Origin of the sequence: Serratia sp. N21D137 (assembly GCF_047530005.1) — a bacterium.
GTDB lineage: Bacteria > Pseudomonadota > Gammaproteobacteria > Enterobacterales > Enterobacteriaceae > Chania > Chania fonticola_B.
Window position 1 is genome coordinate 22,894 of the sequence record NZ_JBLJAJ010000012.1, and the last position, 23,443, is coordinate 46,336.

Here is a 23,443-nt window from a genome sequence, read left to right on the forward strand (position 1 = left end):
TTTTGTTAGAGTTTATTTTTGCCAACTACTGCCTTTACCGAGGCTAGCGTTGACCTCATTGTTATCGTTCGATGTTGTTTGCTGACAATGTAAATTTAATGTTATTTATTAAGCGCTTTAGTACAAGCTTTATTTTTCAGTGGTAGGCTCACCAACAGGAAGATAGTGATGATAATTAAAATTACAAAGCTTGCGCTGACCGTAGCAGCGCTCTCAATAAGCTCTGGGGTAGCAGCAAAAACGTTAGTCTATTGTTCAGAAGGTTCACCAGAAAACTTTAACCCGCAGCTCTACACCTCCGGGACCAGCGTAGATGCCAGTGCGGTGCCGATCTATAACCGACTGGTGGATTTCAAAGTCGGTACCACCGAACTGCAGCCTAGCCTGGCAGAAAGCTGGGACGTCAGTGAAGACGGTAAGGTGTACACCTTCCATCTGCGCCAAGGGGTGAAGTTCCAGAGCAACAAATATTTCAAGCCGACGCGCGATTTTAACGCCGATGATGTGATCTTCTCGTTTATGCGTCAGAAAGATCCAAACCATCCCTATCACAACGTTTCCAACGGCAACTACTCCAACTTCGAGAGCCTGGAGTTTGGCAAGTTAATTACCGCCATCGACAAGGTTGATGACCATACCGTGCGTTTCACTCTGGCCCATCCGGAAGCGCCGTTTGTTGCCGATTTAGGCTGGTATTTTGCTTCAATTCTCTCGGCAGAATACGCCAATAGCATGTTGAAAGCGGGCACACCAGAGCGTGTGGATATGGAGCCGATTGGCACCGGGCCGTTTGAACTGAAGCAGTATCAGAAAGACTCCCGCATCCTGTTTAGCGCCTTCCCTGATTACTGGCAGGGCAAAGCGAAAATCGACCGTCTGGTGTTCTCCATCACGCCGGACGCGTCGATCCGTTACGCCAAGCTGGAAAAAAATGAATGCCAGGTGATGCCATTCCCTAACCCGGCAGATTTGCCGCGCATGCGGGAAAATAAAGACATCAACCTGATGCAAAAAGCGGGCTTGAACACCGGCTTCCTGGCGTTTAACACCCAGAAGGCACCGCTGGATAACGTGAAGGTCCGTCAGGCGTTGGCGCTGGCCATCAATAAACCAGCGATCATCGAGGCGGTTTTCCACGGTACCGGCACAGCGGCGAAAAATATACTGCCACCGGGCGTGTGGAGTGCCGATGCGGATTTGAAAGACTACGATTACGATCCGGAGAAGGCCAAAGCCCTACTGAAAGAAGCCGGCTTCGCCAACGGCATGACCATCGATCTGTGGGCAATGCCGGTTCAGCGTCCGTATAACCCGAACGCCAAGCGCATGGCCGAGATGATCCAGGCCGACTGGGCAAAAGTGGGCGTAACGGCCAAAGTAGTCACTTTCGAATGGGGCGAGTACCTGACGCGGGTGAAAAACGGCGAGCATCAGGCCGCACTGATGGGCTGGACCACGGCAACCGGCGATCCGGATAACTTCTTTGGTCCACTGTATAGCTGCACGTCAGCCAACGGCGGTTCTAACTCGTCGAAGTGGTGCTATCAGCCGTTTGATAAGCTGATCCTGGAAGCTCGCGCCGAAAGTAACCACGAAAAACGTGTAGCGCTGTACAAAGAAGCCCAGCAGATGATGCACGATCAGATGCCTGCGGTGATGATTGCCCACTCGACGATTTTTGAGCCGGTGCGCAAAGAAGTCACCGGATACGAAATCGACCCGTTCGGTAAACACATTTTCTATCAGGTCGATGTGAAATAAGCACCGACGCTTGAACGATGACTCAGGGCTTCAAACCGAGAGGAATGAAGCCTTTTTTATTGGCGAAAAGCTCATTCAAGGTATGTGGCATATTAAGCCCGAAAAACTCGAATAGTATGATGTTTGAAGAATAAACCGCCATCGCCTGTGATCCAGACCCTATATTTAATTAATGAGGCCAGCCTTTTCGGCCATGGTTCCGCAGGGAGAAAAGTATCAACCACTTATTCGGCAACCAATGGCTACTGGCAATGGCGTTGATAACCAGTGCCAATACTGCCCCCACACTTTCACCGGATCCGATGGTTCTGGCGCAGGAGCAATTTGCGCAGATTGCTGCGTACCAATGCAGGATCGACTCTCGAACGGCACAAGGCGATCGTACCCTGATGCGTTACAGCTACCGTAAGCCAGGTTATGTGCGGATGGATTTCAGCGAACCTCATCGCGGTGCCGTGCTGATCTATGATCCCGATAGCGCTAAGGTGCGCGTATGGCCATTCGGTATCGGCACTCTGCCGGTGTTGAGCCTGTCACCCAGCAACTCGTTGGTACAAGACCCTAACGGCCACCGTGTAGACCAATCGGACGTCGGCACCTTGCTGCGTAATATTCGCCGCCTCCAGCAAGGGGGAAAAACGACCGTGGTCGGCAAGGAGACCCTGGCTGGCCAAGGCGCTTTGCATGTCACCATCCTTGGAGTTGCGGGGGTTAGCGTCGATGGCGTTCACCGTTATGAAGTTTGGCTAGAGGAGAGCCACGGCTTCCCAACCAAGGTGGTCAGCTACGATAGCAACGATCGAGAAATGGAAACCGTGATGATGGATGCGCTGGTGTTCAACCTGCATTTTCCCGCTGACTTCTTTACCCCTTAAGGCAGAACCCGATATGGCCGAATACCAGTTCACCACCCTCTGGCGCATCAAAGCCCCGTTACCAACGGTATGGGAGGTACTCTATCATCCCGATATCTGGCCAAGCTGGTGGAAAAACCTGTTACAGGTGGTCGAAATAGGAAAAGGCGATGCACTCGGTATCGGGGCGTTGCATCGTTATACCTGGCAAGGCGTACTGCCTTACCGCATCACCTTCGATATGCGCATCGTGAATATTGTGCCGCTAAAGCTATTGGAGGGACAAGCCAGCGGCGAAGTAGAAGGGGTCGGCCAATGGCGGTTAAGTTCAGACGGGGTTTATACCCTTGCGCGTTATACCTGGCAGGTGCGAACCACTTCGCTCTGGATGAACTGCCTGGCACCGTTAGCAGCACCGTTATTTCGCTGGAACCACGATGCGGTGATGCGGGCCGGGGCCAAAGGGTTGGCGCAACGGCTGGGTACCAGCGTTGAAATGAGTTGATTGTCAGCTATAGTGCTAGCAAATCATCAGGAGCCGCCATGCACATAAGACCTTACCAAGAGGCCGATCGTCCTTTTCTGCGCAGCCTGTATCTGGCCGCTCGCCAAGCCGCCTTTACCTGGCGTAACACACGTAATTACCGGCTGGAAGATTTTGATCGCTCAACGATTGGCGAAGAGATCTGGGTTGCCGAGCAGGACGGCAAGCTGCTCGGCTTTGTCTCAATTTATCGCGCCGATAATTTTATTCATAATCTGTATGTCGACCCCCTGTTGCCGCCACAGGGCGTGGGCAGCGCGCTGTTGCATGCCGCAGAGCAGACGTTTACCTCAACCGGCTCGCTCAAGTGCCTGGTGAAAAATGACAAGGCGATAGCGTTCTATCACAAGCACGGCTGGCAGATCGTCTCCACCGGTGGTGACGGCGGAGAAGAGTATTACCTGATGTATTCACCGCAAAGATAGCGTTGTTCTTAAGCTTGCGGTTTCAGCACCGGGCACTATCCTTGGTACGCTCAGTGCGTTCATCGGGGGGATCATAGCTGCATGGGGCGTCATAAAGGTATGAAAGGGTCAACGGCAATATTTCAGCGTACGCCACCAAAACAGCAATGCCACCAGGCTTACCGAACCACCCAACCAGCATACGCCGTGCCAGCCTGCCCACGCATAAATATGGCTACCGGCAAACGCCCCCAGCCCACTGCCAACGGCATAAAACAGCATGTAGCACCCGACCAGGCGACTGTGGGACTGCGGGTGTGCAGTGAAAATCATGCTCTGATTGAGGACATGGATTGCCTGCCCGGCCAGATCCAGCAGGATAATACCGCCAATCAGGTACGCCATTCCTCGCTCCATCAACCCAAGCGGCAGCCAAGCGATCATCAGCAACAACAGGCACACTCCGCTAGCTGTCTGCCCCCAGCCTTGGTCAGCTAGATGCCCAGCTCTCATCGCCGCCAGCGCTCCGACTGCCCCTACCAGCCCAAATGCACCAATGGTCGAATGAGAAAAAAGAAATGGGGGTTGGCTCAAAGGGAGAACCAGCGTGCTCCAGAAGATGCTGAATGCCGCGAACATCAACAACGCCAACATACCGCGTATCTGCAAAATCCGGTCATGGCGCAACAGGCTCAGCATTGAGCTCAGCAGTTGCCAATAGCTTAACTTCAACTCGTAAGCAGGCTGCTTTGGTAATAAACGAGCCAGAACAGGAAGTAATATCAGGGTAAGAGCCGCTGAGAAAATGTAGACGGTTCGCCAACCGCCGATATCCGCCAGTAACCCAGAAAGGGTGCGCGCCAGCAGTAAACCCATCACCACTCCGCCCTGAGCAGCCCCCACCACGCGTCCACGTTCCTGCGGGGAGGCCAACGTCGCGGCAAAGGCGATCAATCCCTGCGTTATCGCGGTTCCCAGCAGCCCCACCAGCAGCATAGCCGCCAGTAACGCCAAACTGCTACTAGACACCACAACCATCAGCAACGCGGCAATCAACAGTATTTGCTGCACCGCCAGCAGACGATGGCGATCCAGCAAATCCCCCAAAGGAACCACCAATAACAGCGCACAGGCGCAGCCGATCTGGGTCGCTGCAATCACCATCCCTACTCTCGCCAGGCTGATATTAAAATCCTCCGCAATGGCATCAAGCAGCGGTTGCGCGTAATAAACATTGGCCACGCTGAAGGCGCAGGCTGTAGCCAACAGCAGCACCAGTGACGTAGGCAAAAGCTCGACAGACTGTGAGCGGAAGGTTTCCAGCGGTTTATCACTCATCAAGCGCCTCGTTAAAGTGGTTTCATTATTAAACTCAATGCACTTTAGTGAAAGAGGTTTTATAATGCAACCAGAATAATTCTGGAGCCGCAGCATGAAACGTAAAAGCCTTGAGGATGCTCAATGCCCGGTAGCACGAACATTGGATGTGCTGGGTGATTGGTGGTCATTACTGATCATCCGCGACGCCTTTGACGGCATCAGCCGGTTTAGTGAGTTTCAAAAGAACCTGGGGATGGCAAAGAATATTCTTTCCACTCGGCTACGCACGCTGGTCGCCCAGGGGATTTTGCAAGTTAGCCCTGCCGCCGATGGCAGCGCCTATCAGGAGTATTTGCTGACCGATAAAGGCCGAGAAATCTTCCCGATTATCGTCGCACTGCGCCAATGGGGAGAAGACCATCTTTTTGCAGCAGGAGAGGACTATTCACGCCTGGTGGAAAAGGACAGCGGTCAGCCAATACCTCGCATGACACCCATCGGTCATGCCGGGCAAGCACTCAACTTAGGCAATACCCGAGTCGTAAAAGTGGATGAAGAATAAAAATGCTGAAAGTCATTGCCGAAGATTTTATCAAGGTTGAAGCGATAGAAACGGTGTTACCGCTTTACCAAGAGTTGGTTGAAGCCACCAAGCAGGAGCCTCGCTGCATAGCCTATGATCTGTATGTCGATCAAAAGGATGCCGGACACTTTATCTTTATCGAAGAGTGGCCCGATCGCGCGGCGTTGGATGCTCACTGCGCGAGCGAACACTTTAAACGCCTGGTGCCGCTGATCGATCAACATAAACGTAAGGATGCCAGCTATATATTGATGGATAATTTTCCTGAGAAAGCATAGATAAGTAGCAAAGCAATAACCTGAACGGCCTGAGTCCATTTGAATTCCGAACTCAGGCCAGATTAACCGCTTGATGCAGATAAACCAAATTCATAGGCTCAGTTAAAAATTATTGAGCCAATATAAGTAGTTAATGTTTAGTGGTTCCCAATGTGACTATGGCCTCATTACCAGAAACGTATAACGAATAGTCCTTATTAGAGGATACCGGCTTAATGCCTTTTTCTCTCATCCCTGCAAGTCTATCCATATTGGCTTGCTCATCAACGTAACCATGCAGCGTTTGCGTTAATCCCTTATTAATCAACTGGAAAGACGCTATAAACTCAGAGGCCGGGCTAAGAAAATGACCAATCAGCGGCTTGTTTTCCATGATTAACTTGGTTCTTTCGTTAATGTTCACTTGCCCAGTAGTGCCGATAGTCTCTATGTTTGGGTAGCTCAGCATTTCTCTAGCAATCATGTCAAAAACAAAGTCTTCATATTCACGCTGTGACTTTATGGCGCTACTTAGCTGAGCACTGAATGCAAATACGGTGATTAGCGGGACGAGCGATAGATATTTTAATTTAGGCGAAAAATACATAATCGGAATGGCAATAATAACCAGTAGTACCGAAAATGAAACCAAAGTCCTAGGGAATACAGGAGCATCTTGCAGAAGGATTGTTGGCCCCATTAGAGACACCAGGAAAATAAAGCATGACAGCAAAGCGTATATCATGAATGAAATTATTTTCTTGGCATGTGCATAGTTGCTGACCATCATGAATACCAAAGCAATCACTACAGGCACCAGGAAATAGATATAAACAGGGCCGTAAAAATACGACAAAACCAGCTCTTTTAATCCCTTTATCGTGCTTAACAGTTTTTCAGCCCCCTCAGCATTCGGCAAAATAATGTCCGAACGAGAGTTGTTTCTTACAGCAAAAAACAGCATGTACACAAGATAAAAACAAACAAACGTCACTGCCTTGTTTATTATTAATTTTATGGAATGAGCTATTGTAGATTCACTTTTAACTGCAATAATCATCATATCAATGGCAAGCAGGCCGATGAAAATATTCATGCATGGCTGATAGAGGGTTAGCGATAACACGCCCGCTATTATTTTTATTGAGCCTTCACGAATTATGCTGTCGTTCCTATAGGTATAGGCTAACACGGCAAGAAACAAGGCAATTACCATACCCAAAGAGTCGTATCTATAGGCAATATTTTGTAATAGATAAGGATTGAATATCAAAAGTGCCGCTACAAGTTTGGCATGCGGAACATCCATTTTAACCAAATGTTTGAAAAGCAAGAAGGAAGCGGCACCTATAAACAGACAAGATGCAATCATTGTATAGGGAAACAGGTCAAGATTATAGCGCCCACTCGCCGATAGGATTTTCATCAGAATATCCGCAATTGGCCGCCCTAATCCACGCCATCCATATTGACCTGTAATCGCTCGGTCTAAGTCATCCCTGTAAAACACCCCAGCTTGAATAAGAGGATATATAAACAGCAGAGCCAAGCCTGAATACAAGGCCAATGTTTTTTTATCGTCTTTGCAGATCATCTGATTTCCCATCTCACTTTTTAACTATGTAACGCGGCCTGCGTTTTGTTTCTACGTAAATCCGTCCTACATATTCACCTAGGACACCTATTCCTATTAGCTGCACACCTCCAAGGAAGAGGATAGAAACGATAATAGAGGAATAGCCCGGCACCGGATTGCCCCAAATTAATTTATCCAGAATCATCCATGCACCATAAATGAAGGATAAAGTGGCAACGAAAAAACCGATATATGCCCATACCCGTAGCGGAAAGGTCGAAAAACTGGTGATACCTTCTATCGCCAGATTCCACAGTTTCCAGCCATTGAATTTACTTGAACCAGCAACTCGTTGGGCTCTTGAATACTCGACGATGTCAACCTTTCCGCCCACCCAGCTTAATATCCCTTTCATAAACAGGTTTCTTTCGGGAAGTAATTTGATGTTATCCACGACTTCTCGAGACATAAGCCTAAAATCGCCGACATTTTCTTCTATGGCCGGTTTGCTTATTTTGTTGTGAATGCGATAAAACCACTCTGCAGTTTTACGCTTCATTCTTCCATCACTCTGTCTATCTATACGTTTAGCTAAAACAACTTCCGCACCATTTTCCCATTTATTTAACAATAACGGGATAACATCTATTGGATCTTGAAGATCTACGTCGATAGGAATGATGACATCACCCGAAGATGCCTCCAAACCAGCAAATAAGGCAGGCTCTTTGCCAAAATTACGCGTGAAATTTATAACTTTTATTTTCTCATCAGCTAGCGACAAGGCTGATATTATGTTCTCTGTTTTATCAGAACTGCCATCGTTTACAAACACGATTTCTATATCTTTGTCTGCGAACTCTTTATATTCACGAACGGACTTATAGAAGAGAGGAATTGCTTCTTCTTCATTAAATACAGGAACTACCAACGATATTTTCATTTATCATCCTTGAATACAACTAGTTTAGAATAAATGAAGCCACAAATGAGACTTACTGCAGAAAAGGTAATCAGTGTGACTATTGGGTTAGCCTTTACTTCGTCTGCGATCCAACCTACGCAAAATGCCATGCCCCCCATAAACAGCACATACGCCATGTAGCGGACAGTAGTCGCTTCTTTTTTAAAGGTCCATCTGGCGTTTGCAAAGAACGAGAAGGTCACCGCGATGCAAAAGGCAACAACGTTGGATATTGATTGGGAAAAACCACTAAAAAACATGAGCGCAAACACAGCCCAATGAACAAAGGTGTTCAGCACACCTACAGATGCATAACGTAAAAAAATATTCAATGCGAAAAAATTCTTAAAAGTTAGTTTGCCGTATTCTGCCACCACATCATGCCGATGGCAAAGCTTTCGCGGCTAACACAATGAATGCTCACTGAAAAAGAAAAATCCCCTGTAAAACAGAGGATTTTCATTCTATTCACGCTATCGAGTGAGGCTGATATTAACTTATCATTCCCATTCAATCGTCGCCGGTGGCTTCCCGCTGATATCATAAACCACACGGGAAATCCCGTTGACTTCGTTGATGATACGGTTGGAAACACGGCCCAGGAAATCGTACGGCAGGTGTGCCCAATGCGCGGTCATAAAGTCGATGGTTTCTACCGCACGCAGAGAGACAACCCAATCGTATTTACGGCCATCGCCCATCACGCCAACGGAACGTACCGGCAGGAATACGGTGAACGCCTGGCTGACCTTGTTGTACAGATCGGCTTTGTGCAGCTCTTCGATGAAGATCGCATCGGCACGGCGCAGCAGATCGCAGTATTCTTTCTTCACTTCGCCCAATACGCGCACGCCCAGACCTGGCCCTGGGAACGGGTGGCGGTACAGCATGTCGTACGGCAGGCCCAGCTCCAGACCAATCTTGCGCACTTCATCTTTGAACAGCTCTTTCAGCGGTTCCACCAGGCCCAGCTTCATCTCTTTCGGCAGGCCACCGACGTTGTGGTGCGATTTGATCACGTGCGCTTTGCCGGTAGCGGAAGCGGCAGACTCGATCACATCCGGGTAGATGGTGCCCTGAGCCAGCCACTTCACGGCGCTCTGCTTGCAGGCTTCTTCGTCGAATACTTCGACAAAGACGCGGCCAATGATCTTACGCTTGGCTTCTGGCTCATCAACACCCGCCAGCGCGCTCAAGAAACGGTTCTCTGCCGCCACGTGCACGATGTTCAGACCGAAGTGGTCACCGAACATTTCCAACACTTGGTCAGCTTCGTTCAGGCGCAGCAGGCCGTTATCTACGAATACGCAGGTCAGGCGCTTGCCAATGGCACGGTGCAGCAGCATGGCGGTAACGGATGAATCCACGCCGCCAGACAGGCCGAGGATCACGTGATCTTCGCCGACCTGCTCACGAATACGCGCAACGGCATCTTCGATAATGGTGGCAGGCGTCCACAGCGCTTCACAACCACAGATATCCAGTACGAAACGCTCCAGGATGCGCTGGCCCTGACGGGTATGGGTGACTTCCGGGTGGAACTGTACGCCGTAGAAGCGTTTTTCCTCGTTGGCCATAATGGCAAACGGGCAGGTATCGGTGCTGGCAACGGTGACGAAATCTGACGGGATAGCGGTAACTTTATCGCCGTGGCTCATCCATACGTCTAATACCGGTTTGCCTGCCGGGCTGATCGCATCTTCGATATCGCGGATCAGGGCGCTTGATTGGGTGATTTCCACCTGCGCATAACCGAACTCACGCTCGGTTGACCCCTGTACATGGCCGCCCAGTTGCATCGCCATGGTCTGCATGCCATAGCACACGCCCAATACCGGTACGCCGGCGGTGAAAACATATTCTGGCGCACGCGGGCTGTTCAGTTCGGTGGTGCTTTCCGGGCCACCGGAGAGAATGATGCCGCTTGGATTGAATTCGCGGATCTGCTCTTCGCTGACGTCCCAGGCCCACAGCTCACAGTAAACGCCAATCTCACGCACGCGGCGAGCAACCAGCTGGGTGTATTGTGAACCGAAATCCAGGATCAGGATGCGATGCTTATGAATATTTTTTGTCATGTGAGGCAAATTCCAGCAACAGAGAAAAAGAGCAAAAAGGGTATTTGGGATGAGAGGTTGCCCCCTCATCCCTGCCCCTCTCCCGCAGGAGAGAGGTTAAAGCATTAGCCCATGCGGTAGTTTGGTGATTCTTTGGTGATGGTCACGTCATGCACATGGCTTTCTTGAATACCGGCACCGCTGATGCGCACAAACTCGGCTTTGGTACGCAGTTCGTCGATGGTCGCACAGCCGGTCAGGCCCATGCAGGAACGCAGGCCGCCCATCTGCTGATGTACGATCGCCTTCAGCATGCCTTTGTAGGCCACACGGCCTTCGATACCTTCCGGCACCAGTTTATCAGCGGCGTTATCGGTCTGGAAGTAACGGTCGGAGGAACCTTTGGACATTGCGCCCAGAGAACCCATCCCACGGTAAGATTTGAACGAACGGCCCTGATACAGCTCGATTTCGCCCGGAGATTCTTCCGTACCCGCCAGCATTGAGCCAACCATCACACAGGACGCACCGGCAGCAATCGCTTTGGCGATATCGCCAGAGAAGCGGATACCACCGTCAGCGATAACTGGGATACCCGTCCCTTCCAGTGCTTCGACCGCATCGGCGATAGCGGTGATCTGCGGAACACCCACGCCGGTTACGATACGAGTGGTACAGATAGAGCCAGGACCGATACCGACTTTCACCGCGCTCACGCCGGCTTCCATCAGGGCTTTGGCACCAGCCCCAGTTGCGACGTTGCCGCCAAGGATTTGCAGGTCTGGGTATTTGGCACGGGTTTCACGGATGCGCTGTAACACGCCTTCGGAATGGCCGTGTGAAGAGTCGATGAGCAGTACGTCAACACCGGCTGCGACCAGCGCATCAACGCGCTCTTCGTTACCGGCACCAGCACCCACCGCAGCGCCTACGCGCAGACGGCCATGCTCATCTTTACAGGCGTTAGGTTTACGCTCTGCTTTCTGGAAGTCTTTAACGGTGATCATGCCCAGCAGGTGGAAGCTGTCGTCCACCACCAGCGCTTTTTCAACGCGTTTTTCGTGCATTTTTTGCAGCACGACTTCACGCGCTTCGCCTTCCTTGACGGTGACCAGACGCTCTTTTGGCGTCATTACTGCGGTGACAGGCTGAGTCAGATCGGTGACGAAGCGCACGTCACGGCCGGTAATGATCCCCACCAGTTCGTTTTCTTCGGTCACAACCGGGTAACCGGCAAAGCCGTTACGCGCGGTTAACTCTTTCACTTCAGCCAGCGTGGTGGAAGGAGTAACGGTCTGTGGGTCCGTGACCACGCCGCTTTCATGTTTTTTCACCCGGCGAACTTCTTCCGCCTGGCGCTCAATGGACATGTTTTTGTGAATGAAGCCCAGACCGCCTTCCTGCGCTAGCGCTATGGCCAGGTTGGCTTCGGTTACGGTATCCATGGCTGCGGACAGCATAGGGATATTCAGGCGGATGGATTTGGTCAGTTGGGTGCCAAGATCTGCGGTATTAGGCAGAACTGTGGAGTGGGCTGGAACCAGGAGAACGTCATCAAACGTTAGAGCTTCTTTTACAATACGTAGCATGGGCAATATCTCACCAAGGTGGATGCGGAAAAGATAAAATATTGCCGTGGCATTATACAGAGCGTAATCGGTTGCCTCCAGCACTTTCTTACAAAAACTCTTGATTACCTTTCGCCGAGCTGTAATATCGACCAATTAAGTGCTTGTTTTGAAATTTGATCTGGGTCACATGTCACTACCTACTTCACCGTCCATTTTTACCGTAAGCCGCCTCAATCAGACGGTTCGACAGCTGCTGGAAATGGAAATGGGGCAGATTTGGCTCTCCGCCGAGATCTCCAACTTCTCCCAGCCCTCCTCCGGCCACTGGTATTTTACGCTGAAAGATGACCGTGCCCAGGTGCGTTGTGCGATGTTCCGCAACAGCAACCGCCGCACCACCTTTCGCCCGCAAAATGGCCAGCAGGTTCTGGTGCGGGCCAGCATCACCCTGTATGAACCACGCGGTGATTACCAACTGATCGCCGAAAGCATGCAGCCTGCCGGTGACGGCCTGCTGCAACAGCAATTCGAGCAGTTGAAACAGCGCCTGGCAGCCGAAGGTTTGTTTGATCAGCAGTTCAAGCAACCGCTGCCGAGCCCGGCCAAATGCGTTGGAGTGATCACCTCCGCCAGCGGCGCGGCACTGCACGATATTTTACAGGTGTTACAGCGGCGCGATCCTTCACTGCCGATCGTGATTTACCCCACGTCCGTGCAAGGGGCAGAAGCTCCGTTGCAGATCGTTCGCGCGATCGAAACCGCCAACCGCCGTGATGAGTGCGATGTGCTGATCGTCGGGCGCGGCGGTGGCTCGTTAGAAGATTTATGGAGTTTTAACGACGAACGCGTCGCGAAGGCCATTTTTGGCAGCCGTATCCCGATCGTCAGCGCCGTTGGCCATGAAACCGACGTCACCATTGCCGACTTTGTTGCCGACCTGCGGGCACCTACCCCTTCCGCTGCGGCGGAGTTGGTCAGCCGTAATCAGCTTGAGCTGTTGCGCCAATTGCAGTCACAGCAACAGCGGCTGGAAATGGCGATGGACTATTATCTGGCGCAGCGCCAGCAGCAGTTCACCCGCATCAACCACCGTTTGCAACAACAGCATCCGCACCTGAGGCTGGCGCGGCAGCAAACGCTGTTATTCAAGCTACAGCGCCGTTTGGAAGATGGGATGCAGCAGCAAATACGGCTATCTTCTCGCCGCAGTGAACGCGTACAGCAGCGCCTGGCGCAGGTCCAGCCGATGGGCCGAATCCACCGCTTGCAGCAGCGCGTTCAGCAGCAGGAATACCGTTTGCAACAAGGGATGGAGCGGCAGCTCAATGGCTATCGCCAACGCTTTGGCGTCGCCTGTAGTCAGTTGGAGGCGGTTAGCCCGCTGGCAACCTTAGCTCGCGGCTATAGCGTAACGCAGACACCACAGGGTGAGTTACTGAAAACCACCAAGCAGGCACAGGTTGGGGAAATGCTAAAAACCCGCCTGCAGGATGGCTGGGTGGAGAGCGAAGTCAAAACCGTCACCGTCGTGAAAAAGCCGCGTAAGAAACGCGTGGTGGAATAGCCGTTAGTGGCAGAGCCGATCGACTGCTTCTTTTTTAGACCAAACTCCATCCTGTTTGAGAGCATCCCAACCCTCAGTAGAGGGTTGGGATGTGGCATCAGTCATAGCACATAGCTATCACAACAAACCCCATTCACCCACAGTTCGCGAGTCTCACCTGCTGGCAACACAATGTTCAGCGCCTGCCACGTCGGTTTGAAATGCCCTTCACAGGTGAAGGTCAGCTCGATGCGCTGATTATCACTCACTGCCTCCCAGCGGAGCCACAGCGCATTATTCTGCTGCCAGCCATGGCTTTCCCCGTCGTCTTCAAACAGCAGGCCTGAGGACCATCCGCAGCCCTTGGTGGGGAACAGTCGCAGTTCACGGCGATCGTCTGCCGCATTGTCTACATGCCCCAACCGTTGTGACATCGGGAGCCCGGCCCCAGCGCGCACCAGCAACGGCAAGCGCTCCAGCGGTGCCTCCAGCACTATGCTCTGGCCACCGCTGTACCATTGGCCGCTATAGAAGCAGTACCAACCATCAACGTTATCCGGCAGGTAGACTTCACGCTGGCGCTGCCCCTGCTCCACCACGCTGGCCACCAGCAGGTCGCGGCCAATCAGGAAATCATCGGTCTCACCGAAGGTGCGTTCATCGTGCTCATGATCGAGGAAGGTTGGCCGCAGCATCGGCTCATCATCATGGCTTGCCTGCCACAGCAGCGTGTAGAAGTAAGGCATCAGCCGATAACGCAGGTTGATGGCATCACGGATCATCGGCGTTGCCGCCGGGTACATCCAGGGTTCATTGACGGTAGCATCATCATTCCACGAATGGATGGTAAAGCGCGGGTGCATGACCCCGTTTTGTACCCAACGTACCAACAGCTCCGCATCCGGTTTATCGCCGGAGAAACCGCCCACATCGTGCCCAACGTTAAACAACCCGGACAGGCTCATCCCCACCCCCATACGGGTGTTGTAGCGCAAGGTTTGCCAACTGGTGCGGTTGTCCCCACTCCAGGTTTGCACATAGCGCTGCATACCGGCGCAGCCGGAACGCGAAATCAAATAAGGCCGCAGGTTCGGTGCAAAGCGCTGCTGTGCTTCAAGCGAGGCTCGCATCATCAGCAGCGGCATCACCGGGCGAATATGCTTGATGGCGATTGGTTTGCCGAAGCCATGGCAGCGCGCTTCTCCATCCCACACTTCATACTCGTTGTTGTCATTCCAGGTGGAATCAATCCCCATTTCCAGCAGTTGCTCTGTCACCCCTTGCTGCCACCAGCGAACCGCCGCTGGGTTGGTGAAGTCGAGGTGCGAACCTTCGTCATCCCAGAAGCTGGAACGTTCTGGAGCGTCGCTTTGCGAATCGCGGATAAACAAGCCAAGTTCTGCCACCTGTTGATATTTGGGATGGTCCTGCAACAGGCAGGGTTTGATATTCGCCGCCAGCTTCAACCCAGCATCGTGAAAGGCTTGGCTAAGCTGTTTAGGCTGCGGCACCTTGTCGTAGTTCCAGTTGAAGACGTAGCGTTTGTTATTGATCGAGGTATAGCCGGAAGAGAGCTGGAACGAATCGCACGGGATGGCGTGCTGGCGGCACAGCTGGATAAACTGCTGCAACTGCTGCTGGGCATCCGGCGCGTCGGTGTAGTGCATCGTCGAGCCGCTGTACCCCAGGCTCCACTTCGGCCCAAAATGGGTTTTACCGGTCAGGCGCACGAAGGCTTTGGTGACGTCGAGCACCTTTGGCCCCAGGAACAGATAGTAATCCAGATCGCCCGCCTCGGCCTGATAGCGACGATAGGCCAGGTGATAGTTGTCGATCTCATTACCCAGATCCAGCCAGCAGCTGCTCAGGTTGTCATAAAACAGACCAAAGCTGACCTCTTCCCGGCGCGTGATGGTAAAAGGGATATGCTTGTAGAGCGGATCGGTACTGGCGGCGTTGTAGCCCATCGCGTCCAGGTTACGCATTTCAAAGCGGCGGCCTGTACGTTCCAGATCGCCCGCCTTTTCACCTAGTCCATAATAACGTTCGCCCTTGTGACGGCGCTGATAATGCGCCACGCCGTCACCGTGCGCATTGAGCAGATAGGCACTGGTTGGGCGATCCGCGGCCAGTGGTAGCCATTCCCCTGCCGCGTTGCAATATTCCCATTCCAGCCAGAGCGGCTGATGTATCGTCACGCGTAGCTGCGGGGTCGCTACCGTCAAACTGTCTGCCTGCTGGTTAAGTTGATAGCCCGGCAGGCCAAAACCGGCGACGCTGAGGCGATCGCGTCCTTCCCAAGGCACATCCTCCTGCGGGGCGATACTCCAGGTACGATCCAGCGCCAGCTCACCGTGGCGTTTGATCAGCACGCGGAACAGATTGCTTTCCAGCACGTAGAGGCAGAACAGGTGTTGCTCGTCCACCAGCAGTTCAACACGGTCCGCGTATTGCCCCGCCAGCGTCCAGTTTTTTAACGTTTTCATAATGATCCAACTTAAGCAGTAGGTGAAGGTTTTTTGCCGCGCTCGGCGATCAAACCGATCAGGAACATCGCACCGATCAGATCGAAGAAGCCCATGGCGACGAAGAGCGGGTTGAAGCCGACGGTGTCGGAAACGGCACCAATCAACAGCGTAAACAGGAAACTGGCGATCCAGGCGCTGGAGCCGCGCATACCGTTCACCGTCGCCATCTGGTTTTTATCGAAGGATTCCACTACCAGCGCGCTCAACATGCAGGAGATCACCTGGTGGCCAAAGCCACCAATGGAGATCAGCGCGATTGCGATGTAGGGATCTTTGGTGATCGCGACAAACGCCAGCGATACCATCATGAAGGCTCCGGTCACCGAGCTGGCCACTACCGAGTTCACCCGTGAACAGCCGAACCATTTGCGATACAGCGTAGTGAGATAACCACTGGCGACGCTGCCGATATCCGCCGCCAGGAAAGGCAGCCAGGCAAACATGGCAATCTGTTTGAGATCCATGCCACGCTCGGTGGCCAGGTACAGCGGCACCCAGAAGCTAAACACCGCCCAAGCCGGTTCAGCCAGAAACGCTGGGATGGCGATGCCGTAGAATTTTTTGTTTTTGCACAGGATCGCCAACGATTTAAAGAACGGCAGCTTCGGCAGTACCGGTTCATTATCCTCGTTGATCAGATCAAACTCCTTTTGGCTCAGGTTCGGGTGCTGCTGTGGCGAGTGGTAAAATATCCACCACAGCACCACCCAGATCAGCGCCAGAGCACCGGAGAACAGGAAGGCTCCCTGCCAGCCGAAGGACACATGGGCAATCACAATGATCGGCGGAGCCAACATCGCACCGATCGAGAAGCCAACCCCTGCCCAGCCTGCGGCTATTGGCCGTTCTTTTTTCGGGAACCAGTCAGAAATCGCTTTGGCGTTAGCCGGGGTAGCCGCCGCTTCAGCTGCCCCCATGAAGAAACGTAAGATCGCCAGTTGCAACCAGCTGCCCGCACCAGCATGCATCATGCACACTACCGCCCAGATGCTGGCACAAACCAGGAACCCCATCTTCAGACCAATGACGTCTATCAGCCACCCGCAGATCGGTTGGAACAGGGTATAGGCCAGTTGGAAGGACGCCACCACCCAAGAATATTGCTCGGTGGTCATGTTGAGGCTGGTTTTCAGCTCAGGGGCCAAAATACCCAGCGAGTTACGGGTTATGTAGTTAACCGTGACGCCCAGCAGGAACAGGGCCAACATCCACCAGCGCAACGATTTGAATTTGCGGCGGCTGCTGGCAACTACCGTTTGATTGATTTCTACACTCATCTTGATCTCCGTGGCGACCATACGCCTTTTTGGTAGGGCAACTCTTACTAACGGAGGTGTTAACAGCGTTATTTGTGACACCGGCCACAAATACAACGTCAATGCTGCGACAACCCTATGATTTAATGTTGTTTTACTTGTATTCCAGCCAATAAATTGGACTGATAAATCTATAAAATTGGTGTACCAACGCAGACTAACCAGCGGAGAGGGCGAGTGAAATGGCGAAATTTGCAAAAATTTTCATGCACCAGTTAAATTTTCGCCGTTATAGCCATAGAAAGCCGTATGAAAGACAGAAATATGCCGTGAAAAAATTTTCACGACCGAATTTGAAGGAGATCACAAAATGAACGGAAAGCTGAAAGTACAGGAAATTGCGCGCCAAACCGGGCTTTCGATCAGCACCGTTTCACGCGTGTTGGCCGGGAAATCCAACACCAGCGCCGAGGCGCGGCAACGAGTGCTGGCCTGTGCGCAACAAAACGGTATCTTGCAGGGGCTTTCTAACGGCAGGCTGATGTTGAACAACGTAATGGTATTTGCCCCGCAACGCGCCTTTGATGTTCGTACCGATATTTTCTACTACAAGGTGATCCAGGGGATCACCAGCGCACTGGCGCAACATGATGTGAGGATCCGCTACTGCGGGTTGGAGGAACAACACAGCGACAGCGTACTGTTTTTGGAAAAGATGAGCGATCCGTTAACCGAAGCCGTGCTGATCATCGGCATTGATGACGAGCATATCCATACGCTGGCCGCCGATCTGAACAAGCCCTGCATTCTGATTAACTGCACCGATCGCCAGATGCGGCTAGACAGCGTCTCCCCAGACCATCAACTGATTGGGGAGTATTCCGCCAACTATCTGTTGCAACAGGGCCACAGCCGTATCCTTAATCTGCAATGTCTACGGCGTAATACCATGGAGCTGCGGCTGGCGGGGATCAAACAGGCCTATATGCGGCACAATATTCCCTTCGATGATCGCCAGCATCTGGTCACCACTTCCGGGTTCGGCAGCGAAGAAGCCGAGCAGGCCATCACGGCCTTTATCAACGGCGTTACCGATCGGGCGCAATTGCCGACGGCGATCTTGGCAGGGGGTGACTATATGGCGGTAGGTGCGGTTAATGCGCTAAAGAAGATGCATATCAACGTGCCGGAGCATGTTTCGGTGATGAGTACGGATGGTTTTAATCTGGCAGAAATTCACGACGTGCCGCTCACCTCGGTTCACGTTCCTCGTGATGAGCTGGGTGCAGAGGCCATTGCTCTATTGCAACGCCGTATGCTGCGCCCGGATGCGCCACCCAGCAACATGCTGTTGCACGGGCGCTTGGCGGTGCGGGCCTCGGTAAAACGCCTCAGCCAAAACAAGGTGTCGCCAGCGGTCAGCACGCACGACCACCGGCTCTATGATGTATGAGGTCATTCCACCGGTTGATAGCTGAACTTCACCCTTTTTTTGGAGATCAGCCCGTGGCCATGTTGGCAGAGATAATCCACGGCGCCGCAGGCTTTCAGTTCTTGCAACAGTTGCCCGCAGTCGGGGCATTCGGCAAGCTGCCGGTAATCGCTGTTGCAGTCGTCACAATGATAGTGGCCATTCACCCAGCTCATCGGCTGAGCACAAACCGGACATAAGGCGTCCATCTTTCCTCCTGGTTTAAATCACGCCCCACGAGCGCAAGAAAGAGATCCCCAACGCGGTGGTAAAGAAGGATCCCACGGTGGTGATCGCAATAATATTGGCGGCCAACGTCGCGTTGCCCCCCATGGCGCGCGTCATCACATAGCTGCCGGAGGCGGTCGGCGTCGCCGAGAACATAAAAATAATGCCGAGCGTAGCGCCCTCGAAACCGCAAAGCCAACCCCCAAACGTCATCAACACCGGTACCAAAAACAGTTTAGCCGACGACGACAACGCAGCGACGTTGGAAGAACGGAACATTGCCCGCAGATCGAGGCTGGCCCCGGTACACAACAAAGCCAGCGGTAATGACAGGCCTGAGATATAGCTGCCGGTCTGCTTGAGCACGGGCGCAATCCCCAGCCCGGTCTGAGCATAGGCCAGACCGCTTAACAGCCCGAGGATCAGCGGATTGGTCACGATACTGCGCAGCAATGACAGATGTTTGATCTTCTGCCCGTTGCCGCCTTGCAGGCTGCGCGTCAGGGTGATAACCGATAGCACGTTAAACAGGATCACCGTCACGGTCAGATACAGCGAGGCAATCGCGACGCCCTCATCGCCGTAAGCGGTCATTGCATAAGCCAGGCCGACAATCGCGGTATTCGCCCGGAATCCCCCCTGCACGAACACGCCACGCTCGCGTGGCTCTTTCACCAGCCACTTTGCTGCGAACTCCAGCAGCAGGAAGGTCGCTATCGTCCCCATCGCGCCGTAGATCACCAGAGCAAAATTATCACGCAGTTGCGGATGGTTGGTGGCAATGCTGAAGAACAGCAGGCAGGGCAGCGCCAGATTAAACACCAGCTTGGTGGCCCCATCGATAAAGCGATCGTCCATCAGCCGCCAGTGACGTAGCAGGATCCCCAGCAGCATCATCAATAAGTTGGGTACGGTGACGCTAAAGGCAAAACTCCAGGTTTCCCAGGACATGAGCTTCCTTTGCAAGGCCGGTGTAGAAGTGAGATTGGCAGATAATAGAACGGTTTAAGCAGGATAAAAATAGGGCGCGGTATCAATTCCACGCCCTACGGTTGTTATTTTGACTTCTTCAGGTGGCTCATCAAGCGCTTGCGCTTGCGCATCTGGTTTGGCGTCAAGGTGTTGCGCTTGCCCGCAAACGGGTTCTCACCCTCTTTAAACTGGATGCGGATCGGCGTCCCCATCACCTTGAGTGAACGACGGAAGTAGTTCATCAGGTAACGTTTGTAGGAGTCGGCCAGATCGGATACCTGGTTACCGTGGATCACCACGATAGGCGGGTTATATCCCCCTGCGTGCGCGTATTTCAGCTTCACGCGGCGGCCACGCACCAACGGCGGCTGGTGGTCTTCGGCAGCCATCTGCATGATCTTGGTAAGCATCGAGGTGTTTACGCGGCGAGTCGCACACTCATAGGCTTCGTTCACAGATTCGAACAGGTTACCCACACCGCTGCCGTGCAGCGCAGAGATAAAGTGCACACGCGCAAAATCGACAAAGCCCAAACGCAGATCGAGCATCTCTTTCACGTGATCGCGATCTTCCTCACTCATGCCGTCCCACTTGTTGACCGCAATCACCAGTGAGCGCCCACTATTGAGGATAAAGCCCAGCAGCGACAGATCCTGATCGGAAATGCCTTCGCGGGCGTCGATCACCAACAACACGACGTTGGCATCTTCGATCGCCTGCAGCGTTTTGATCACCGAGAATTTCTCAACGGTTTCGGTAACCTTGCCACGCTTGCGCACCCCGGCGGTGTCGATAAGCACATATTCACGCTCGTCACGCACCATCGGAATGTAAATGCTGTCGCGAGTCGTGCCAGGCATGTCAAACACGACCACACGCTCTTCGCCGAGAATACGGTTAGTGAGCGTCGACTTACCTACGTTAGGGCGGCCAACGATCGCCAGCTTGATCGGCAGATCCTGCGGGTTGAAGTCCTCTTCCGGATCTTCATATTCACCCTCTTCCAGCTCACCGCTCTGCTCGGCCCAATAGGCGGCATTGGCTTCTTCTTCGGTCAGCTCGACTTCTTCCGGTTTTGCCGGGATGAACGGCACCAGCACGTGTTCAATCAGCTGTGTGACGCCACGGCCATGGGAAGCGGCAATCGCATAGACGTCGCCCAGGCCCAAGGAATAGAAATCTGCCGTCGCGGTGTCCGGATCCATGCCATCGGTTTTGTTGGCAACCAGGAACGTCGCCTTCTGGCGATTACGCAGGTGCTGGGCAATCCCCTGATCGGCAGGCATCAGTCCGGCACGGGCATCGACCATAAACAGGACGATATCGGCCTCTTCGATCGCCAGCAGCGACTGACCGGCCATACGCGTTTCAACGCCATCTTCCGTCCCGTCAATACCTCCGGTATCGACGATAATAAATTCGTTGCCCTCAACTTCAGCACGACCATATTTGCGGTCTCGCGTTAGCCCGGGGAAATCCGCCACCAGCGCATCGCGCGTCTGTGTTAAACGGTTAAACAAGGTGGATTTACCGACATTCGGGCGCCCGACCAGCGCAACGACAGGTATCATGTTGAAGCCTCATTACTTAATAATCAATGCGTTACTATGCAGCGCAATAGACAGCAGCGGCATAGCTTAAAAATACGAAACGGCCCCTGACGTCAGGAGCCGTTATCCCATGAATCTTACAGGCTGCACAGCCTGCGATTGATTGGGGTTACAACTGTTAGCGAGTGAAGGCGTAAACCTTGCCGCCACGCGCCTGGATCAGCAGTTTGTCACCGGCCACAATTGGCGCGGACAGGAAGCCGGAGCTATCCACTTTTTGCTGAGCCACAAAACGGCCATCGGTGGTATTGATCCAGTGCAGATAACCTTCGGCATCGCCGACGACCAGGTAGCCGTTATACAGCACTGGTGCAGTCAGGTTACGGTGCAGCAGATCGCTCTGGCGCCACAGGTTAACGCCACCTTCGGTATTCATTGCCACTACACGGTCATTCTGATCGACCACATAGATACGGCCTGCATCGACGATAAAGTCGTTCACCGAGCCCATATCACGTTTCCACATGATTTGGCCGGAGCGCAGATCCAGCGCCGCCATGTTGCCATTGTAACCCAAGGCATAGACCACGTTGTCAATAATCACCGGCGTGGTATCTACGTCATTCAGGCGGTCGATCTCGGTCGCACCGCTTGGCTGGGAAATACGCTGCTGCCAGATCAACTGGCCCTGCTGCATCAACACGGCGCTGACGCGACCGTTGTCACCGCCAACTACCGCTGCACCAAAGGCCGTTGCCGGAGCAGACTCACCACGCAGTGACAGTGAAGGGATATCCAGGTTGACCGTCCACTTGATGGCACCATCAGACTCGTTCAACGCTTGCAGCTGACCGTTGGTGGTATGGATCAGCACCAGCCCCTCGGCGACCACCGGACGGGAAATCGCTTCACCCGCAACCTTGGTTTGCCACGCGACTGTGCCGTCTTCGGTATTCAGCGCATACACCACCGCTTTCTCACTGCCAACGTACACGTTGGAGCCAGACACCGTCAGGCCGCCAGACAGCAGCGCAGGCAGGTTGCTGGAGAAGAAGCCGGTTTTCTCGGAGAGATCGGCCTTCCATTTTTGTTTACCGTCGGCCAGGTCCATCGCTTTCACCGTACCGCGACGATCGGCAGCATAAACCGTGCTGTCCTGATAAGCCGGGCGCAGGTGAGAGTAATACTCACCAATACCATCACCGACCGACGTGCTCCACGCTTTGTTCGGCGTGAACTGATTTTCAACCGTTGGCAGCGGCGACATGGTAACCACGTCTTCTTCGCCACTAAACAACGAGCAGCCACTCAGCAAAGTCACGGAAACCAGTCCGACCAAGAGTGTTTTACGCAATTGCATGGGAATTCCCCTTAGCTGGACAAGTTATTCAATTTCATGCGCATTACTGCCGCAAGCGCCTGAGAAGCATTGGATTCGATGCCTTTGCTGTAAGCTTCACGCGCACCTTTACTGTCGCCTTTGGCCAACAGCACGTCGCCGCGTACGTCTTGCATCATGGCCATCCAACCTTCGCCTTTCACGCCATCCAGCGTTTTCAGCGCTTCATCCAGCTTTTTCTCTTGCATCTGAACACGAGCCAGACGCAGATTTACCAACGCCAGCAGGTTTTCATCTTTGGCATGGCTCTGTGCCACCACCAGTTGCTGTTCTGCCTTGGCAAAATCACCTTGTTGTGCAAAGTGTTTAGCCAAATCCAGAGCCGCGAACACGCCGTAGCTGTTGTCGTTCGCCTGGATAAACTTCTCTGCCGCTGCCACGTCTTCGGCTTTACCCGATGCCAAGGCAACGTCAACCTGTTGATACGACTGTGAGGCAGCCATCATGCTGGAGATCTGATTGCTCTGCCAGTAGCGCCAACCAACCAGGGCACCAATACCGAGCACCACACCCACAACCAAAGCTTTACCGTTTTCGGCAAAAAAGTTGCGCACGGCGTCAAGCTGTTCGTTTTCAGTGGTATAGACTTCCACGGTGTCCTTCTC

At 53.0% G+C, this 23,443-nt stretch carries 21 protein-coding genes; 8 read left to right on the forward strand and 13 right to left on the reverse strand.

Translation table 11 applies throughout. The features are described from left to right. The first annotated feature begins 168 nt into the window (after window positions 1–168). The 4 genes from ACMV5H_RS11625 (at window position 169) to ACMV5H_RS11640 (ending at window position 3,584) form a co-directional block, all read left to right on the forward strand. Window positions 169–1,761 carry an ABC transporter substrate-binding protein gene (locus ACMV5H_RS11625; RefSeq protein ID WP_021178829.1) on the forward strand — a complete coding sequence of 531 codons (1,593 nt, stop codon included), beginning with the start codon at window positions 169–171 and terminating at the stop codon, window positions 1,759–1,761. A gap of 251 nt (window positions 1,762–2,012) precedes the next feature. Then, window positions 2,013–2,636 carry a LolA family protein gene (locus tag ACMV5H_RS11630; protein WP_414821879.1) on the forward strand — a complete coding sequence of 208 codons (624 nt, stop codon included), beginning with the start codon at window positions 2,013–2,015 and terminating at the stop codon, window positions 2,634–2,636. A gap of 13 nt (window positions 2,637–2,649) precedes the next feature. Next, window positions 2,650–3,120, forward strand: coding sequence for an SRPBCC family protein (locus ACMV5H_RS11635; RefSeq protein WP_059201512.1), 471 nt, complete (start codon window positions 2,650–2,652; stop codon window positions 3,118–3,120). A gap of 38 nt (window positions 3,121–3,158) precedes the next feature. Further along, window positions 3,159–3,584 carry a GNAT family N-acetyltransferase gene (locus ACMV5H_RS11640; protein WP_021807171.1) on the forward strand — a complete coding sequence of 142 codons (426 nt, stop codon included), beginning with the start codon at window positions 3,159–3,161 and terminating at the stop codon, window positions 3,582–3,584. A 108-nt stretch (window positions 3,585–3,692) separates the two neighbouring features. Here ACMV5H_RS11640 and ACMV5H_RS11645 read toward each other — a convergent pair whose 3' ends face one another. After that, complete coding sequence (locus tag ACMV5H_RS11645; RefSeq protein ID WP_059201514.1) at window positions 3,693–4,901, reverse strand: MFS transporter; 1,209 nt, start codon at window positions 4,899–4,901, stop codon at window positions 3,693–3,695. Between the two features lie 94 nt (window positions 4,902–4,995). On the opposite strand from ACMV5H_RS11645, the gene ACMV5H_RS11650 reads away from it, so the two are divergent. Then, entirely contained in the window at window positions 4,996–5,445 is a 450-nt protein-coding gene (locus tag ACMV5H_RS11650; protein ID WP_059201515.1) for a winged helix-turn-helix transcriptional regulator, read from the forward strand. Window positions 5,446–5,447: 2 nt separating this feature from the next. After that, entirely contained in the window at window positions 5,448–5,744 is a 297-nt protein-coding gene (locus ACMV5H_RS11655) for a putative quinol monooxygenase (RefSeq protein WP_021807174.1), read from the forward strand. A 130-nt stretch (window positions 5,745–5,874) separates the two neighbouring features. Here the strand turns inward: ACMV5H_RS11655 and ACMV5H_RS11660 are convergent, their stop codons facing one another. The 5 genes from ACMV5H_RS11660 to guaB form a co-directional block, all read right to left on the reverse strand. After that, the gene (locus ACMV5H_RS11660; RefSeq protein WP_115159556.1) at window positions 5,875–7,317 is read right to left on the reverse strand and encodes a glucosyltransferase domain-containing protein; all 1,443 of its coding nucleotides are present in this window, start codon (window positions 7,315–7,317) and stop codon (window positions 5,875–5,877) included. Between the two features lie 13 nt (window positions 7,318–7,330). Further along, window positions 7,331–8,242: a glycosyltransferase family 2 protein gene (locus ACMV5H_RS11665; protein ID WP_059201516.1), complete on the reverse strand. Its 912-nt coding sequence runs from the start codon at window positions 8,240–8,242 to the stop codon at window positions 7,331–7,333. Continuing rightward, window positions 8,239–8,637: a GtrA family protein gene (locus tag ACMV5H_RS11670; RefSeq protein ID WP_301178828.1), complete on the reverse strand. Its 399-nt coding sequence runs from the start codon at window positions 8,635–8,637 to the stop codon at window positions 8,239–8,241. Before ACMV5H_RS11670 ends, ACMV5H_RS11665 begins: the two co-directional genes overlap by 4 nt. A gap of 126 nt (window positions 8,638–8,763) precedes the next feature. Then, window positions 8,764–10,341 (reverse strand): glutamine-hydrolyzing GMP synthase, encoded by a 1,578-nt coding sequence (gene guaA / locus ACMV5H_RS11675; RefSeq protein WP_021178837.1) that lies wholly within the window; start codon window positions 10,339–10,341, stop codon window positions 8,764–8,766. Window positions 10,342–10,445: 104 nt separating this feature from the next. Further along, window positions 10,446–11,909, reverse strand: a complete 1,464-nt coding sequence (gene guaB, locus ACMV5H_RS11680) for an IMP dehydrogenase (RefSeq protein ID WP_141234372.1) — start codon at window positions 11,907–11,909, stop codon at window positions 10,446–10,448. Window positions 11,910–12,078: 169 nt separating this feature from the next. Here guaB and xseA point away from each other — a divergent pair, with 169 nt between their 5' ends. Beyond that, window positions 12,079–13,455: an exodeoxyribonuclease VII large subunit gene (gene xseA / locus ACMV5H_RS11685; RefSeq protein WP_414821880.1), complete on the forward strand. Its 1,377-nt coding sequence runs from the start codon at window positions 12,079–12,081 to the stop codon at window positions 13,453–13,455. A gap of 101 nt (window positions 13,456–13,556) precedes the next feature. On the opposite strand, the gene ACMV5H_RS11690 is transcribed toward xseA, so the two are convergent. After that, window positions 13,557–15,920, reverse strand: a complete 2,364-nt coding sequence (locus ACMV5H_RS11690; protein WP_414821881.1) for a TIM-barrel domain-containing protein — start codon at window positions 15,918–15,920, stop codon at window positions 13,557–13,559. 11 nt (window positions 15,921–15,931) lie between these two features. After that, on the reverse strand, window positions 15,932–17,239 hold the full coding sequence (locus tag ACMV5H_RS11695) for an MFS transporter (RefSeq protein WP_414821882.1): 1,308 nt from the start codon (window positions 17,237–17,239) through the stop codon (window positions 15,932–15,934). Window positions 17,240–17,588: 349 nt separating this feature from the next. Between ACMV5H_RS11695 and ACMV5H_RS11700 the strand changes: the two genes are divergently transcribed. Further along, the gene (locus tag ACMV5H_RS11700; RefSeq protein ID WP_414821883.1) at window positions 17,589–18,671 is read left to right on the forward strand and encodes a LacI family DNA-binding transcriptional regulator; all 1,083 of its coding nucleotides are present in this window, start codon (window positions 17,589–17,591) and stop codon (window positions 18,669–18,671) included. 2 nt (window positions 18,672–18,673) lie between these two features. On the opposite strand, the gene ACMV5H_RS11705 is transcribed toward ACMV5H_RS11700, so the two are convergent. From ACMV5H_RS11705 to ACMV5H_RS11725, 5 genes are all read right to left on the reverse strand, one after another. After that, window positions 18,674–18,898, reverse strand: coding sequence for a zinc ribbon domain-containing protein (locus ACMV5H_RS11705; protein ID WP_021178843.1), 225 nt, complete (start codon window positions 18,896–18,898; stop codon window positions 18,674–18,676). 13 nt (window positions 18,899–18,911) lie between these two features. After that, the gene (locus tag ACMV5H_RS11710) at window positions 18,912–19,868 is read right to left on the reverse strand and encodes an AEC family transporter (RefSeq protein ID WP_115159558.1); all 957 of its coding nucleotides are present in this window, start codon (window positions 19,866–19,868) and stop codon (window positions 18,912–18,914) included. 104 nt (window positions 19,869–19,972) lie between these two features. Beyond that, on the reverse strand, window positions 19,973–21,460 hold the full coding sequence (der, locus tag ACMV5H_RS11715; RefSeq protein WP_021178845.1) for a ribosome biogenesis GTPase Der: 1,488 nt from the start codon (window positions 21,458–21,460) through the stop codon (window positions 19,973–19,975). Window positions 21,461–21,617: 157 nt separating this feature from the next. After that, entirely contained in the window at window positions 21,618–22,799 is a 1,182-nt protein-coding gene (gene bamB, locus ACMV5H_RS11720; protein ID WP_115159559.1) for an outer membrane protein assembly factor BamB, read from the reverse strand. 11 nt (window positions 22,800–22,810) lie between these two features. Beyond that, entirely contained in the window at window positions 22,811–23,431 is a 621-nt protein-coding gene (locus ACMV5H_RS11725) for a YfgM family protein (RefSeq protein WP_115159560.1), read from the reverse strand. Between the last annotated feature and the right edge of the window lie 12 nt (window positions 23,432–23,443).